This window comes from Paenibacillus xylanilyticus (assembly GCF_009664365.1).
Taxonomy (GTDB): Bacteria; Bacillota; Bacilli; order Paenibacillales; family Paenibacillaceae; genus Paenibacillus; species Paenibacillus xylanilyticus_A.
On sequence record NZ_CP044310.1, the window covers coordinates 5,881,555 to 5,896,852 of the forward strand.

Sequence of the window (15,298 nt, forward strand, 5' to 3'; positions counted from 1 at the left end):
AAACAATATAAACAAAAAACCTTATCCATAACGGATAAGGTTTGGGGCTTGGATAATATTCAAGAATTGCAGTAACCGAGCGTTTATCTTTAGGATTTCGAGCGAGTCTCCGGATTAATTTTGACACGCATGCGCATCAGGAAATTAATAACCGGTCTTCTGGTTTTACTTACAAGTCCAATCACTTCTGCACCAACCTGGAGGAAGAACATCATGATACAGATCACGACAAATGTTACCCAGTTGGCTTCGAACATGGCTGCCGACGATTGAATGATCGCCAGTACACCGAAGAATGCGGCAATACCGTAGATGATCAGCACCGTCTGGCGGTGGCTGAATCCAAGTTCACGCAGGCAGTGATGCAGGTGACCTTTGTCCGGTGAGAAAATCGGTTTCCGTTGTACCGCACGACGGATGATCGCGAAGAAGGTATCCGAGAGTGGTACACCGATAATGATCAACGGTGTGATAAAGGATACGACTGCAATTTGTTTAAACCCAAGCATGGATAGCATCGCCAAAGAGAAACCAAGGAATAGTGATCCCGTATCTCCCATGAAGATCTTGGCCGGGTGGAAGTTGAAGAACAGGAAACCGACAATACTGCCCAGCAATACAAGACACATCAAGGCAATCATCATATTGCCCATCAGAAAGGACATGACAGCAATGGTACCAATCGCAATACCGGATACACCGGCAGCAAGACCATCCAGACCATCAATAAGGTTAATCGCATTCGTTACACCAACAATCCACAGAATCGTCAGTGGAATGGATACCCAAGCTTCAAGTGAAGAGTACGAATCCTGAAAAGGAATGTTCACAAAATCCACTCGGATGTTAAATCCGAATACTACAACTGCTGCAGCAATGAGCTGCCCGAGCAGTTTTACTTTGGCTGACAGTTCGAAACGGTCATCCAGTGCTCCGATCAGAACGATAATGGATCCACCAATCAGAAAGGCACTGACAAAGCTCATATCTCTTGTTGTAAACCATGCAGATACAAATGGAAGAAGTGCAGCTACTGTAATTATAAAAGCAAGAAAGATTCCCAAACCACCGAGACGTGGCATAATCCGAGTGTGCACTTTACGAGCATTCGGTGTGTCCATTGCACCTATTCTAACCGCGAACTTTTTGACAAGCGGTGTCAGGGCAAGAGCCAGTCCCATCGACACGATAAATCCAATGATAAAGATCGCTACCATTTGAACATTCGACCCCCAATTATAATACCCATACGAAATTATAAATCCCCTGATCTCTTTTATATATATAAAGAAATATTGTTAGCCATATTTAATGAATAAACTATTGGTTACACGATAACGAAGAGTGCAAGGAAAACCTGGAGAAGTGTAACGTTTGCCTTTATCACCGGATTTCTCCCTATCTAAAGGGAATAAAAGAAATCTGGGGATAACAGCAATCGGAAGGTTGCCTTGCAATCGTAGTGCCAAGTGTAACGGTTTAATTCATTGTTTGCGAACACACATGTAATCCGGAATGAATTATACGCTGATCACACGCGAAACGCCAACCTCAATTTTTAGCAAAAACGTGCATTTTTCTCGTAATAGCCTGTATTTAACGGGCTTTAGTCACGTTTTCTTTGTCCTGGATCACTTTAATCGCGAATTTTGGAAGCGCAAGCATGCGGCCTGCACGACTTGGTTCGCGAAGCAGTCGGTAAAACCACTCCAGTCTTAGCTTCTGGAACAGTTTTGGGGCACGTTTACTTTTGCCGGAAATGACATCAAAACTGCCGCCAACGCCCATGGTTACGGGAACCTGAAGCGCCTCCTTATACTTGTGAATCCAGGGCTCCTGCGTATCTGCGCCGCGTGCGACAAACAGCAGATCAGGTGCAGCTTCGCGAATGGAAGCAACCACCTCTTCGTCCTCAGCCGGACCAAAATAACCGTCGCGATAGCCTACAATACGGATCGCCGGATATTGCTGTTGTAACCGAACTGCCGTTTCTTGAATCACCTCAGGGGTGGAACCGAGCAAATACACGCCCCAACGATAGTTTTCTCCAACCCGCAGCAATTCATGTAAAAGCTCAAATCCGGGTACTCGCTCTGCCACAGGATCCCCACAATAATTGGCAGCCCACACGACGCCTGTACCATCCGGTACAATCAACTCGGCAGACTGCATCACTTGCATCATGGACGGATTCTCCAGTGCTGCCATCACCATGATCGGGTTCGCTGTAATGACCTGATGCGGCTTCTTGGACAACACGGCTTCCCGGAGAGTCTCCACCGTTTCTTTCATCGTCAGTTTGGAAAAAGGAATGCCATAGATTGAAACGGTAGGTATTGGTCCGGTCTGATTCATCTTTATCTCACCCTTTGCGGCCTAAATAGTTAAGAATTTGCTGTGCAGGCACTCTGGCCTCCTGCTTCAGTTCAGTAATGCGATCTTCGTTTTCCTTCAACCACTGTGAGCGTTGATCCAGAAGAGAGGCTACGCTCTTCGCCAGTTTGTCCCCATCGAGTGCAGTCGTGCTTCCTACAGGCTCACCATCCAGACGGAGCATAAACTGATCGATCTTGGGATCGTATGAGATGGCCACAGGTGGCACATACTGCGATGCGGCATAGATCAAACTGTGCAGACGCATACCAATGACAACATCACACTTGCTGACTTCCTCCAGCATGAGCTGTGGATCAGTCAGATTCGGAGTTATGCTGACCTCGCTGCCTTTACTAGTGACGTCTCCGAGCATCTCCATAATAAAACGGGAGGCCTGTTCGTCTTTTGGCAAATGAAATGGCATAAAACGCAGATGAACTGCTTTTTTGGCACATAGCTTCTTCAGTCCTGAGGCAATCGCCGTCAGTTCCTTCCGATCGGATTCCCAGAAACGCACGGATACACCGATGACCGGAAGTTTCGTTTGCCCCGTAGATGAACCATCGCTCGATTGATCCGGCACATTCCCCGTCGTAACATCCTTTTCCCTGCTACCTTCAGGCAAAGGCAATCCCATAACCGGGTCAGGCACAACATGAATCTGATTCCACTGCAGTCCAAGACCGCGCAGATAATCAGCGGATTGTTCATCCCTCACCGATATATACTTACAACCCTTGAATACGGATCGGATCATTGGATTAAAGAATTTACGATTAACGGGTCCAATTCCCTGAGCATAAATAAACGTAGGTTTTTTCAGCCACTGGGCCAGCTTGATTACACCCAAATAGTAGGGAATGGATTTCAGTCCGGTTGCATCCTGCAGCAAGCTTCCGCCGCCACTGATCAATCCGTCACTTTCCTTGATTGCTTCGCGAACTTCCTTCAATTTCATACGGTGAACCGAACGAACCCCATACATGGAGGTCGTTGACTCCGGATCGATGGAGAGCACGATCGGCTCAATGTTGACGCCAGATCTGTGACTCTCCTCTTCCAGTGCAGTCAGAATCGACTTAAGTACCGCTTCGTCTCCGCTATTGCGGAATCCGTAATATCCTGAGATGACTAACTTTTGAGAAGTGGTGACCATTTTTTCCAACATCCTTCCGCTACTTGCCACACACCCACAGCAATGATACCGAAGATTAAGCCGATTCCCAGTCCCATTACTCCGCGAATGAGAGATAATACAGCCGGTGTATGGATATGCGCGAACGTATCCACCATGGACAACTGTCCAATCGCTGCAATAATGAGTACAAAGATGACTTGACGATATTTTAAAGCGGCGAACACGCCTACGATAAACAGCGGGTGTCCCAGCACAAATTCTTTAAACCTTGGTCGTACGCCAAATGTATCTTCCAGCGTTGTACGCAGGAACATCTCAAATGGGGTTACTGAACCCGAGTTCCCTGTACGTGTTAAATAATAATATCCAGCTGCGGCTGCAACAATCGCCAGAACAACCATCAGTACATTAACCGGTGTACGCAGAATTCCTTTGAGCTGCTTAATGGAAATCGTACCCGATCCACGATAAAACAAGATATAAATAGCTACCAGTCCCATTGGAGCAAAGTGCAGCAGGCTAACGCCCCTGAACTGGTTAATGACCAGACTATACGTAATGCTGTTGAGCAATGCGATCATAAACGGCACGGCAAGGAACGACAGAATGGACGTTCTTACATATAAGATCAACGTTTGTGCCAATCGACGACCCGCAGATGCATTTGGTTGACGCTGCTGCTGATAATTCACGGTTCTCACCGCAAGCACCATCGCGATGGTTGGTGCGGAGATCGCAACGAGCAAGGCAATCCCCTGCTCAAGCAAAGTCGGTTTCAGAAGGAACAAGCCCGCACTTCCAACCAAACCTAACACAAACACAAGTAAGGTCAACAGTGGTACGAAGTATGACACCATCAAGGTAATCATGGCAATTGCACCAACTAGCGCAACCAGCTTGGCATAACGCTGAATTGAAGATTCTTTTACTGTAAATGCCTCAGCCTGTCCAAGCTCGAATCCGCGCTTCTCCATGCGTTCAATCGCATGTCCTGGCTCACCCAGACTGTTAATCAGATTCTCAATCGGATCGGTAATCATGGCTTTGGCCGTATTCCGACTAGGCCCTGCATTTAAATAGATCATGCGGATGTTACGGTCCTTGGTGGCGAGCACAAAACGGTCCGCAATAACATCTACATCCAGATTGGCATCTCCCTCACTTAACGAATACAAACGAGCAACGTTGTAATCCGTTTTGTAAGCAAGTGTTTCAAATCCGGATTGAGGTTTCTTCAAGTTTTCAATGGCTGCAAGTCCAATGTCGTGTTTGTTCAACAATTGTGCGAATTGATCGAGACTCTTCATCTCCGCATTATCATTGTACCCTTTCACTGCATCACCATCAAACAGGATGCGTTTCACGCCATTCTCTTCGAAGAAGGTCAGCAGGCGCTCCATGGATTCCTGGCTGTAAGGCACGCTATCTGCGATCCTTGGCAAAATGTAAAACCCTTTATCACGCAGCATTTGGATGGCAACCGGATCCGGCTGCATCGGCTGCATGTTGGCATTCTCCGGAGGAGTCTGCAAAATCAAGCCGCTTCGACCTTCAAATTTCCATGGTACCACCGGAATCTGACGATCCGCGAACGTTTGTTCAATGATGGGTGTATACGTTTGAGCATTTTCTTCGGATGTGAACAACACATACGTGAAGTTCTCGTTAGGAGAAACCACGTTCTGCGTCAGGTTCGCAACATCCTGCCCGTTATATACGGTAAGTTTCCGTGACTTTCTAAGCTCATCCAGCGTACTTTCGAATACAGCCATCGTTGTGACGCCAGCATCTTTCAAACGAGTCAATTGCTCATTCATAAAATCCTGAGGATGGGCTTGATAAGCCGATATATCCAACAGACCTCTATAATTGAATACAAGCTCGACCTTTTTGGCAGACGATTCTGTCTGTACCCGATCACTAATAACAGGGATGGAAGCGATCAGTCCTATAATGACAACAAGCCACAGCCACTTCCGGGAAGCGGTATTCCAATAAAGCCATTTTTGACGCACTACATGTACCTCCTCAAGTGTTGGAACCAAATCCACGTTCAGCTCAAGTAATTCATTCAAATAATTAACGGGTATATACACAGCTTGTGTCAACAAGCCTCCGAATATCCGATCAATCTGTTTCAACCTCTACAAAAATTACACCTAAAAGAAAAGCCCCTCCGCCAACCAACCTTACGGTGCGGAGAGGCTTTTAACCATTCGTGCTTCGTACAATAATCGTACTTATTGTGCGTCTACTCGCGACATTACCGCGGAAGCCAAACGTTCAATGCGACCTTCCGCATCTTCCAGGCTCTCACCACGTACAGCGAAGTACACTTTAATCTTAGGTTCTGTACCGGAAGGACGCAGGCAGAACCATGATCCATCTGCCAAAATGAACTTCAGGACGTTTTCTTTTGGCAAGCCATCCAGACCAAGAGAGTAATCAAGCACATCTTGCATCGCGATACCCGCTACTTCCTGTGGCGGATTGGAACGCCAATCCGTCATTTTCGCCTGGATTTGAGCTACACCATCCTTGCCTTTCAACGTACGGGACTCCAGCTTCTCGAGGAAATACCCGAACTGGCGATAGAGCTCCTGCAGGACATCGTACAGCGTTTTACCTTGGTTTTTGTAATATGCAGCAGCTTCTGCAATGAGCATCGAAGCCAGGATGGCATCTTTGTCACGGGCATAGCTGCCTGCAAGGTAGCCATAACTCTCTTCATATCCAAACAAGAAGGTATGGCTGCCAGTTGCCTCGAACTGGTTCATTTTTTCACCGATATATTTGAAGCCTGTCAGGGTGTTCATCACTTCTGCACCGTAATGCTCTGCAATGACCGCGCCCATCTCGCTCGTTACAATCGTTTTGACCACTGCGCTGTTGCTTGGCAGCTTGCCTGTCTCTTGCAGACGGCTCAGCACATAGTGCACCAAGATCGCACCGGATTGGTTACCAGACAGCACGAAATACTTGCCATCATTGTCTTTTACAACTGCACCCATGCGGTCTGCGTCCGGATCGGTACCAATCAGAATGTCAGCCCCTACGGATTCACCCAGTTTCATGGCAAGTGTGAATGCTTCACGTTCTTCCGGGTTAGGAGACTTCACGGTGGAGAATTCAGCATCCGGCTGTTCCTGTTCTGCTACAACATGTACCTGCTCAAAACCGATCTGTTCCAACACACGACGAACCGGAATGTTTCCTGTGCCGTGCAGTGGCGTAAAGACGATTTTGAAGTCACGGCCTACGCCTGATTGAATCAGATCACGACTCAGACTTACGCTGGCAACCGTATCGACAAATGCCTGATCTTCCTCTTCACCCAGCCATACCAGCAAGCCTTGCGCTTCAGCTTCTTCTTGGGTCAGCTTTTTCACATCGGCAAGGGAAGGCACTTCCTGAATGTATTGGATGACTTTCTCTGCTTCGTGCGGTACAAGTTGGCCACCTTCGTGGTTGTACACTTTGTATCCGTTATACTCCGGTGGGTTATGACTTGCTGTTACCACAATACCGCCCGTTGCTTGCAAGTGACGCACACTGAAGGACAGCTGCGGTGTAGGGCGCAGGGATGTGAACAGCTTGGCCACAATACCGTTTCCGGCAAGAACCAACGCAGCATCCAGTGTGAATTCAGGCGAATAGTGACGGGAGTCATGGGCGATGACCACAGAAGGTCTGCCTTCCTTGTCCCCATGCTGCTCGAGCAGATAACGTGCAAAACCTTGAGTCGCCCGACCAACGGTGTACTTGTTCATCCGGTTGCTTCCGGCGCCAATGACCCCGCGCAATCCACCTGTACCAAACTCCAGATTTCGATAGAAACGATCCTCCAGCTCTTTCGGCTGATCCTGCAAATCACGAAGCTCCTGTTTCGTCGCTTCATCAATCGAAGCATCCTCCAACCACTGCTGTAACGTCTGTGCTGCTGTTCCGCTTAACTGTTCCATTCCTATAAACCCCTTCCGTCTATATAAATTCAATGGTTTGCTGAGCTAATTCAGCATCTTGCATCAATCAAAAATATACACACTCCGACTGATGCAAATGCTCATGGTTGTAATCAGCTTGGGTCAGACAGTGCAAACATGATCTCGCCTTCAGCGACGACTTTGTCTTCGACACGGGCTGTCGCTTTGCCTTTACCGATCGAACCCTTCAGACGTGTAATTTCCACTTCCAGCATCAACGTATCTCCGGGCACAACTTGTCCACGGAATCGGAAATTATCCAGTCCCGCCAAAAAGCCAATTTTGCCTTTATTGCTCTCCACGTTAAGAATCGCCGCTGCGCCTACTTGAGCCAGCGCTTCGGTGATCAACACCCCTGGCATTACCGGATATTCCGGGAAATGACCGATGAAGAACGGTTCGTTGATCGTTACATTTTTCAGACCAACAGCGCGTTTGCCATCCTCCATTTCTACAATCTTATCCACCAGCAGAAACGGGGGACGGTGCGGGATAATGGCTTGAATCTGTTTGCTATCGAGCACAGTGTAATCTCCTTCCAGAGTCATTTATATGAATTAAACCGTTAAAATTTACACTATTCACTACGCTGGCAGAACAACCTTCCGATCGCTGTTATCCCCGGATTTCTTTGATCCCCTTATTCAAGGGGGAAATCCGGTGATAAAGGCGAACGCTACGCTTCTTCAGGTTTATTCTGCCCTCTCCGTTGACGTGTAAAGTTTAAAATATCAATTCATATAAATGGGTTATTTTTTATTTGGTATGAAAAACGCATTTTCGGTTAACACTACTAATATCCTTCATGACTGCAGTAGTGAAGGTTGAGATAAGGGGTCTCTCTTCGCGATGACAATCGTCTTTCGCAGGGGAGGCCTCTTTTGACGTCAAACGTCATCCATCATTATACTGTTTTCAACGCGAAAAAGAAAACTCCTGCCTGCGCAGGAGTTTTCGCTATTTCACGATCATGAAGCGAACACCAGATCATATACATGTTTCCAGGTACTCCACTGGAACACGGAGCCAATATCCTGTTTGCCCAGTACCACATAACCAGCGACCATGCCGCCAGCGAGGGCAAGAACAAGCAAGACCGGGATCAGGAACCATCTGGCGACGCGCCATCCACTCTTATTCTTCTTCTTGACTTCCTTCTCCTCCGGCTTGCTGTTCTGCTTCTGTGTATCTGTCATCGCATTCACCTTTATGCTCTTATAGTGTTGGCAAGACCTGCCATCGAATCACTTGATGTCAGTGCACGTGCTGCCAGCTGATAGGTCCGCTGTCCTTGCATCAATAGTGCCATCTCCTGTGTCAGATCCACGTTGGATTGCTCCAGAAAGCCCGCACGAATTGTAGCTACGGAATCACGTGTAGCCGCATTAGCGCCAAACACATCATCCTCGGTCAATCCGGCATCCAGACCAAACAGATTATCTGCGTATTGCACAAGTCCTTCCGGACGTTCGATGTCTACAAGCTGCAGCTGGGCTCCAATCGTTGCATTGGCTTCATTGCCGCGACGAATCAACAGATTACCTTTCTCATCGAAGGCCACTTTACTATTGTTCGGAGCCGTGATTCGGTTACCTTGACGATCCAGCGCGAAATAGCCTTCCCCATTAACCAACACCATCATCTGAGGTGCATTGGGGTTCGGGTTAGGTGTTGGATCAGGGACAAAATGGAATGCTCCCTGACGTGTCCACATTTTCTGACCATTCGCTTCAACGGCAAACATCGCGTTGCCTTCAATAGCCAAATCCGTTGGATTGCCTGTCTCATTCAGCGTCCCCTGAGACATATCCTTCGTCACGCTCGTCAAACGGGCACCAAATCCCAGATTATATCCCATTGGGGTGGAACGTCCATCGAGCTTATACTTGTCCGGTTGCTGCTGCACCCGGGTCAGTACATCCTCGAACGCCGCCTGCTTGCTTTTATAGCCTGCCGTATTCACGTTGGCAATATTATCGGAAATGACATCCAGACGTTGCTGTATCGCGGTCATCGAGACCTTCGCACTAATCATGGAATTATTCATTTAGTAATTCATCCTCTCTATTGCCGCGCGTTATACACGACCTACATCATTGACAGCTTTGTCCAAACTTCGATCATAGAACTGCACAACCTTCTGATTCGCTTCATACGCACGATAAGCGGCATTCATATCCACCGTAGCTTGAGAAGCATCCACATTCGATCCTTCCAGGTAGCCCTGACGGATCTGCACATTATCTCCCGCAGCCATCATTCGCGCTGTAGCACCTTCCTGGTCATACAGACTAAAATTACCGTCACCCTCACGAACCAGTTGGTTAGGCTGATCAATGACGCTGATTCCAAGCGTAACCCCCGTTGGTGCACCCGTGACCGCATCCACAAGACGGCCTTGCTCATCCACTTTAAATTGGTCCACTGAGCCTGTCAACACAACGGGCTGTCCATTATTATCCAAAACCTGCGCTCCCGTTGAGCTTAATAGTTCTCCCGTTCCGGTAACCTGGAAGTGACCATCACGTGTATATCTTGTATTACCTTCCGCATCCCGCACCGTAAAATACGCTTGAGGCTGGTAGATCACCGTGCCATCAGCTCGTACAAATTTGCCTGAACCGTCAAAAGCGACAGGTTGTCCCGTCTGCGGATCATTAACGGACAGATTGGACGAGATGGCAAAATCACTCTTTTGACCACTCTCCATAATCGCCCCCTGCAAATTCATGGACAAGCTCTCTTCCGCGAACACCCCTGTGTTCAGCCTGCCCAGCCGCTTCGTCGGAACATTGGCATCTCCACCGACCAACGTAATGAGCATTTCGGGGAATGAACGGCTTACGCTGTTCACCTGTTTATATCCCGTCGTGTTGGCATTAACAATATTTTGAGTCGCTGTGTCATGGCGGCGTTGCTGCGTAATCATTCCCGCGGTAGCGGTGTACAAACCTCTTAGCATGAATAAACCCCTCTCCTCAAGCGCTTGTCCTGCACTGCAGGATCAATGCTTGTCCGTTCTATTGCCGAGCATAGGCGAACCTTTGATAATTATATCGGCAGATCAGAACTTTTTCTTAACCACTTGATCCAAATTATTGAGCATAATGCCGGTCCCTTTTACGACACAATGCATCGGATCCTCTGCAACCCATACCGGTACATGCAGTTCATTGGACAAAAGCTCGTCCAGCCCATTAAGCAAAGCGCCTCCGCCTGTCAGCACGACACCCCGGTCAATAATATCCGCCGACAGCTCTGGTGGCGTCCGCTCCAATACCGATTTTGCTGCAACGATAATGGATTGCACGGAATCCCATAGCGCTTCCTGTACTTCACTTCCCGACACCGTTACCGTAACAGGCAAACCGGATACCATATCCCGTCCACGAATGTCCATCTCGGTTTGACGTCCAGCCGGGTTTACGGAACCAATCGCAATCTTCAGATCCTCGGCCGTGCGTTCACCGATCATGAGTTTGTACTTGGCTTTGATAAACTTGATAATCGCTTCGTCGAACTTGTCCCCTGCGACTTTAATAGAAGAGGCGGTGACTACGTCGCCCATAGACAGGACTGCAACGTCAGTCGTTCCGCCGCCGATATCCACGACCATATTGCCGCTCGGCTGAAAAATATCCATTCCTGCACCAATGGCTGCCGCTTTTGGCTCTTCTTCCAGAAATACTTCTTTGGCACCGCTGCGCTCCGCAGCCTCACGGATCGCCTTCTGCTCCACGGAAGTAATATTCGTCGGTGCACAGATCAGAATACGCGGGTGGCTGTACCAGCTTCTCGCCCCCACACGATTAATAAAATGTCTGAGCATCGCTTCCGTAATTTCGAAGTCCGCAATAACGCCGTCACGCAGCGGTCGGATGGCAACAATGTTACCCGGAGTACGCCCCACCATACGACGCGCTTCTTCCCCAACAGCAAGGACCCGCTTCGTATCGCTTTCAATGGTCACGACGGAAGGTTCATCGAGGACGACCCCACTTCCTTTCACGTGAATAAGCACGTTCGCCGTGCCAAGATCAATACCGATATCCTTGCTTAACATAAAAGAGCCCCCAAAGTGATATTATTTGGTCAGCGTATCCTGTGAAAAAGAGTCCCTTATCACGTCACCGCTCGTTCGACAAAGTGCAACATATATATGTAAAAATCGGGCTGATAAGATGTCATAATTCGATCCTGTACCAGCTTTTAACATATCATACTTCAGGGGAGGGATTCAATCCATGTGTGAGCTTTTTGGCCTACGTCTTTTCGCGATGGTTACGATTTAGCGGAAGCCAGAACTTCACGCTTTTTGCCACTTGTTTTTTTGTATTTGATTTTCGTCGCTTCGCCGCCCCGCAAGTGGCGGATGGACTTGTGGTACTCCAGGATATGTTTCACCTGGTCAGCAAGATCAGGGTTGATTTCCGGCAGACGCTCCGTCAGGTCCTTATGCACCGTACTCTTTGACACGCCGAATTCTTTGGCAATGGTACGGACCGTATTCCTCGTCTCGACAATGCAGCGACCTATTTTTATGGTCCGTTCCTTAATGTAATCGTGCACGCTCCCGCCTCCCTACTGTGTGGATAGTTTGGTACATTATATGAGGAGCATGCCTATATATTCGCGGTTTAGAGGTGTGACAAGCTTCGGAGGTCCCAATAATTTCTGAAAAGCACAAAAAAAGCAGAGGAGATTTCCCTCTGCCCTTTTCATTCTGCGTTAAAAATCATTTATTTTTCCGGAAGATATCCTTGCGGGTTAACGGGTTGACCTTCCTCGTATACTTCGAAGTGCAGGTGGTTTCCGAGCGTTTTTTCGAGTTCATTTACGCCAGCGGATGCAATTGCATCTCCCTGTTTCACTTCATCATCCTGTTTCACTTTGACGTCAGACAGGCTTTGGTATACGGTTTTGAGGTTATCACTGTGCGTGATTTCCACAACTTGACCCGTCAGCGGATTTTGCTCCACCCGTGTCACTTTACCTCCGAGTGCTGCTTTTACTTCAAATGATTTGTTATCCCCACGCGCCAGGTCTACGCCTGTGTTTGGAATAAACGTATCGTTGTACTGCACCATTGCGGCTTCATGTTCTTCGGTAGAGCCTTCGTTCTCATAGAACGGTTTAACCACAGAGACTTCCGACGGACTTGCTACTGGCCATGCAAAACTTTCCGACTGAGCGACAACTTCCACACTTTCTTCTCCACCAACTGCTGTTTCTTCTGTACCCGATGCTCCTGTTTCTACTACTCCACTAGCAGGATCGGAGTTCAGCGTTTTCTCGCCTGTACCCTGATAGACCCACACTAATGTTAGTATAATGCCTGCTGCTGCGATGTAGGCTGCCGGGAAGACCCAACGTTTGGACATTGCTCTTTTCCATGAAGAGGGCTGGCTGGCCGGTACTCCTTGAGTTGTTTTAGGAGTTTCTTCTTGGACTGTTTTTTTGTTTTGTTCATTCATCTTGATCACCTCAGTAACAAGTGTTACCGGGTGCAACTCTTTTATACACGCGCGACTCTAATTTTTTTCACGGAGGTTTCAGAGAGTGCTATATATGTGGATGAGTGGTTAGTGCATGCGCCGCTTCGGGGCCAGAAAACCTTTCGACCGGCTGTTACTCCCGGATTTCTTCTATCACCTTCTTCAAAGGTGAAATCCAGGAGTAAAGGCGGACGCTTCGCTTCTACTGGTCTTTTCTGTCCCCTACGCTCTCCATACGCTCTCACTTTCCGCATATATAGCCAAGTCTTAAAAGCTCCAGAATGGGTGGTTGGTAGAGAAGCCCGGATTGGCTGTGTTGGCCAATCCTTTTATGAAGTGAATTTATCGGATGAAAGCGATGCGACACGATATAGGAAGTAATTAGATAAACCAATTTATTGTGCTCTAGGCTCTAACGAACCTGAGTGGTCTTATTAGAGAGAAATTCACAGGTTGGGAATTCTAACGAATCGTTGAAACTCTAATTACTCTTTTGGGCAAAGTTTATCGGTTTAATTGCTTATATGTTTTGATATAACGTGTCTGAGATTCGTTAAAGTTTCCAATCGAACGATATGGCCCCATAAGGTATCTCAGGGTTCGTTAGAGTCAATGGTGTATAAAAGGAGGCACAACCCTAACTGCTCATCTGCGTACTCTTGTATTCATTCAATTGATTCGGATTAATTTGGATTAACGCGCATTCATCTGCTATATCCGGATATATCCCGATGAATTCAGATTGATTCGCATTTATTCAGCCGTCTTGTTGTCTCTTATTTTGAGGCAAGCATCTTCGATGCCTGTCCGAAGGAGATACCTGTATAGTAGTGTTTCAGAATCTGTGTCGCGGTGTGTCCCTCCTGCGCCATGCCATTCGCTCCCCACTGGCTCATTCCCACGCCATGTCCGTATCCATAGGTCGTAATCTGCACTTCGTCACCCTCTGTCGTCCAGCTGAATTGACTGGATCTCAATCCAAGCAGCTTGCGCACCTCTGGTCCACTGAACGTTGAACCTGCGATCTGCATCTCCTTAATCCGGTGACCTTCTGTTGTAGACAGCACTTCTATCCATGAGCCACCTTCCTGGGCAGTGACCGGGATAGCACTGGCACTCAAATTCAGCTTCTGGAGAATTTCGCTGCGTTTCATTGTGACGGTCTCCTTGAATCCCGGAGCTAATTTCTGGTCCCATGGACTTGCAACACTTTTCAAATAGGGTACGACATTTCCCCATACATCCTCCGCGTTCTCCGTATAACCGTTACTTGTAGAAAAAAAGGACGCTGTAATCGCCTTACCCTGATATGTCATCACGGCGTCCCGGCTTTCGCGGATGGCCTGTTGTAACTTCTGCCATTCTTCCGCTTTCCCCAACCGTGTCCACTCCTTCTCCACCTGATCCGGCGGAATAAACACCTGATGACTGACCGTATCCGTTACATCTGCATCGCCTGAAGGTACACCGCTGGTATCGTGTGCTGCCAGCCTTCTGACGATAAAGGTCCGCGCGGCAATGGCCTGTGCCTTCAGTGCCTCAAGCCTGAACTCCGCAGGCATCTCCGCAGCAACAACACCCGTCACGTACTCCTCAAGCGGAAGATTGATTGTTGTTCCCGTTGCCGACAGATACACTCTTACATTGGGTTCTGGGTATGTCACTGGCACAGCTGGGGCAGGAACGGTGTTCGTTATACTGCCTGTTGATGGTGCAACAGGGATTGGTTTCACCGGATCACTTGTCCGGGGCCACACTAATATAGCAGGGATTAGGAGTGCCAGCGCCAGGAGTCCTGAAACAGCAGCAGCTGGTTGCCAGCGCCTGGATGCACTTGACCACCTGCGTCCTCTTCCGAATGTCCTCATCCGGCGTCTCTTTATTGGGCGGAACTGATCCAGTTCTATGACCGGTCCGCGGATTCCCCTTGACTCACGCTCAGACGGGTCTGATGCTCCTGTTGGGTTTGGATTGATTGTTCTTTTGGCCTCTGCAGCTGAACTTCTGGTATTCATCGCTGCGAGCTTGTCTTTCTCCATTCCGGCATCCGAAGTCTGCTTGGACTCCTCCATCATTGGACGGGGGACAAGGGGCACCTTAACCTGTATACGAGCTTCTTTCATTTCGACATACCCTCCGTTGTACATAGGCCGTCATAGACCGGTCCTTTTGTTCAAATCCATAGTTTAGGGTATGAGCTGTTTCGATCTGATAGAACCTGATTTGAGAGAAAGAAAGAGCTTTTGGTTCTTTTTAATGTTAGATTAACATTGCTCTGCTATAGTAGATAAACCGCCGCTATACAG

Annotated in this window: 13 protein-coding genes; all 13 read right to left on the reverse strand. The window is 48.1% G+C overall.

What is annotated here, in order from left to right:
- Positions 1 to 89: 89 nt before the first annotated feature.
- Positions 90 to 1,217 carry a glycosyltransferase family 4 protein gene (locus F4V51_RS26285; RefSeq protein WP_153980153.1) on the reverse strand — a complete coding sequence of 376 codons (1,128 nt, stop codon included), beginning with the start codon at positions 1,215 to 1,217 and terminating at the stop codon, positions 90 to 92.
- 379 nt (positions 1,218 to 1,596) lie between these two features.
- Positions 1,597 to 2,355 (reverse strand): WecB/TagA/CpsF family glycosyltransferase, encoded by a 759-nt coding sequence (locus F4V51_RS26290; RefSeq protein WP_095359951.1) that lies wholly within the window; start codon positions 2,353 to 2,355, stop codon positions 1,597 to 1,599.
- 7 nt (positions 2,356 to 2,362) lie between these two features.
- Complete coding sequence (csaB, locus tag F4V51_RS26295; RefSeq protein ID WP_153980154.1) at positions 2,363 to 3,532, reverse strand: polysaccharide pyruvyl transferase CsaB; 1,170 nt, start codon at positions 3,530 to 3,532, stop codon at positions 2,363 to 2,365.
- Complete coding sequence (locus F4V51_RS26300) at positions 3,508 to 5,529, reverse strand: DUF5693 family protein (RefSeq protein ID WP_153980155.1); 2,022 nt, start codon at positions 5,527 to 5,529, stop codon at positions 3,508 to 3,510. The genes csaB and F4V51_RS26300 overlap by 25 nt, the downstream gene beginning before the upstream one ends.
- Positions 5,530 to 5,754: 225 nt before the next feature.
- Positions 5,755 to 7,476 carry a phospho-sugar mutase gene (locus F4V51_RS26305; RefSeq protein ID WP_153980156.1) on the reverse strand — a complete coding sequence of 574 codons (1,722 nt, stop codon included), beginning with the start codon at positions 7,474 to 7,476 and terminating at the stop codon, positions 5,755 to 5,757.
- 113 nt (positions 7,477 to 7,589) lie between these two features.
- Positions 7,590 to 8,021 (reverse strand): 3-hydroxyacyl-ACP dehydratase FabZ, encoded by a 432-nt coding sequence (gene fabZ, locus F4V51_RS26310; protein ID WP_095291326.1) that lies wholly within the window; start codon positions 8,019 to 8,021, stop codon positions 7,590 to 7,592.
- A gap of 444 nt (positions 8,022 to 8,465) precedes the next feature.
- On the reverse strand, positions 8,466 to 8,693 hold the full coding sequence (locus F4V51_RS26315; protein ID WP_153980157.1) for a DNA-directed RNA polymerase subunit beta: 228 nt from the start codon (positions 8,691 to 8,693) through the stop codon (positions 8,466 to 8,468).
- Positions 8,694 to 8,704: 11 nt separating this feature from the next.
- Positions 8,705 to 9,544 (reverse strand): flagellar hook-basal body protein, encoded by an 840-nt coding sequence (locus F4V51_RS26320; protein WP_153980158.1) that lies wholly within the window; start codon positions 9,542 to 9,544, stop codon positions 8,705 to 8,707.
- Positions 9,545 to 9,574: 30 nt separating this feature from the next.
- Complete coding sequence (locus F4V51_RS26325) at positions 9,575 to 10,459, reverse strand: flagellar hook-basal body protein (protein ID WP_153980159.1); 885 nt, start codon at positions 10,457 to 10,459, stop codon at positions 9,575 to 9,577.
- Positions 10,460 to 10,561: 102 nt separating this feature from the next.
- The gene (locus F4V51_RS26330) at positions 10,562 to 11,560 is read right to left on the reverse strand and encodes a rod shape-determining protein (protein ID WP_095291319.1); all 999 of its coding nucleotides are present in this window, start codon (positions 11,558 to 11,560) and stop codon (positions 10,562 to 10,564) included.
- Between the two features lie 218 nt (positions 11,561 to 11,778).
- On the reverse strand, positions 11,779 to 12,066 hold the full coding sequence (gene spoIIID, locus F4V51_RS26335) for a sporulation transcriptional regulator SpoIIID (protein WP_024632710.1): 288 nt from the start codon (positions 12,064 to 12,066) through the stop codon (positions 11,779 to 11,781).
- 170 nt (positions 12,067 to 12,236) lie between these two features.
- A complete protein-coding gene (locus tag F4V51_RS26340) occupies positions 12,237 to 12,971 on the reverse strand; it encodes a M23 family metallopeptidase (RefSeq protein ID WP_153980160.1) in 735 nt (244 codons plus the stop codon).
- Positions 12,972 to 13,768: 797 nt separating this feature from the next.
- Positions 13,769 to 15,115 carry a stage II sporulation protein D gene (gene spoIID / locus F4V51_RS26345; RefSeq protein WP_153980161.1) on the reverse strand — a complete coding sequence of 449 codons (1,347 nt, stop codon included), beginning with the start codon at positions 15,113 to 15,115 and terminating at the stop codon, positions 13,769 to 13,771.
- Positions 15,116 to 15,298: the final 183 nt, after the last annotated feature.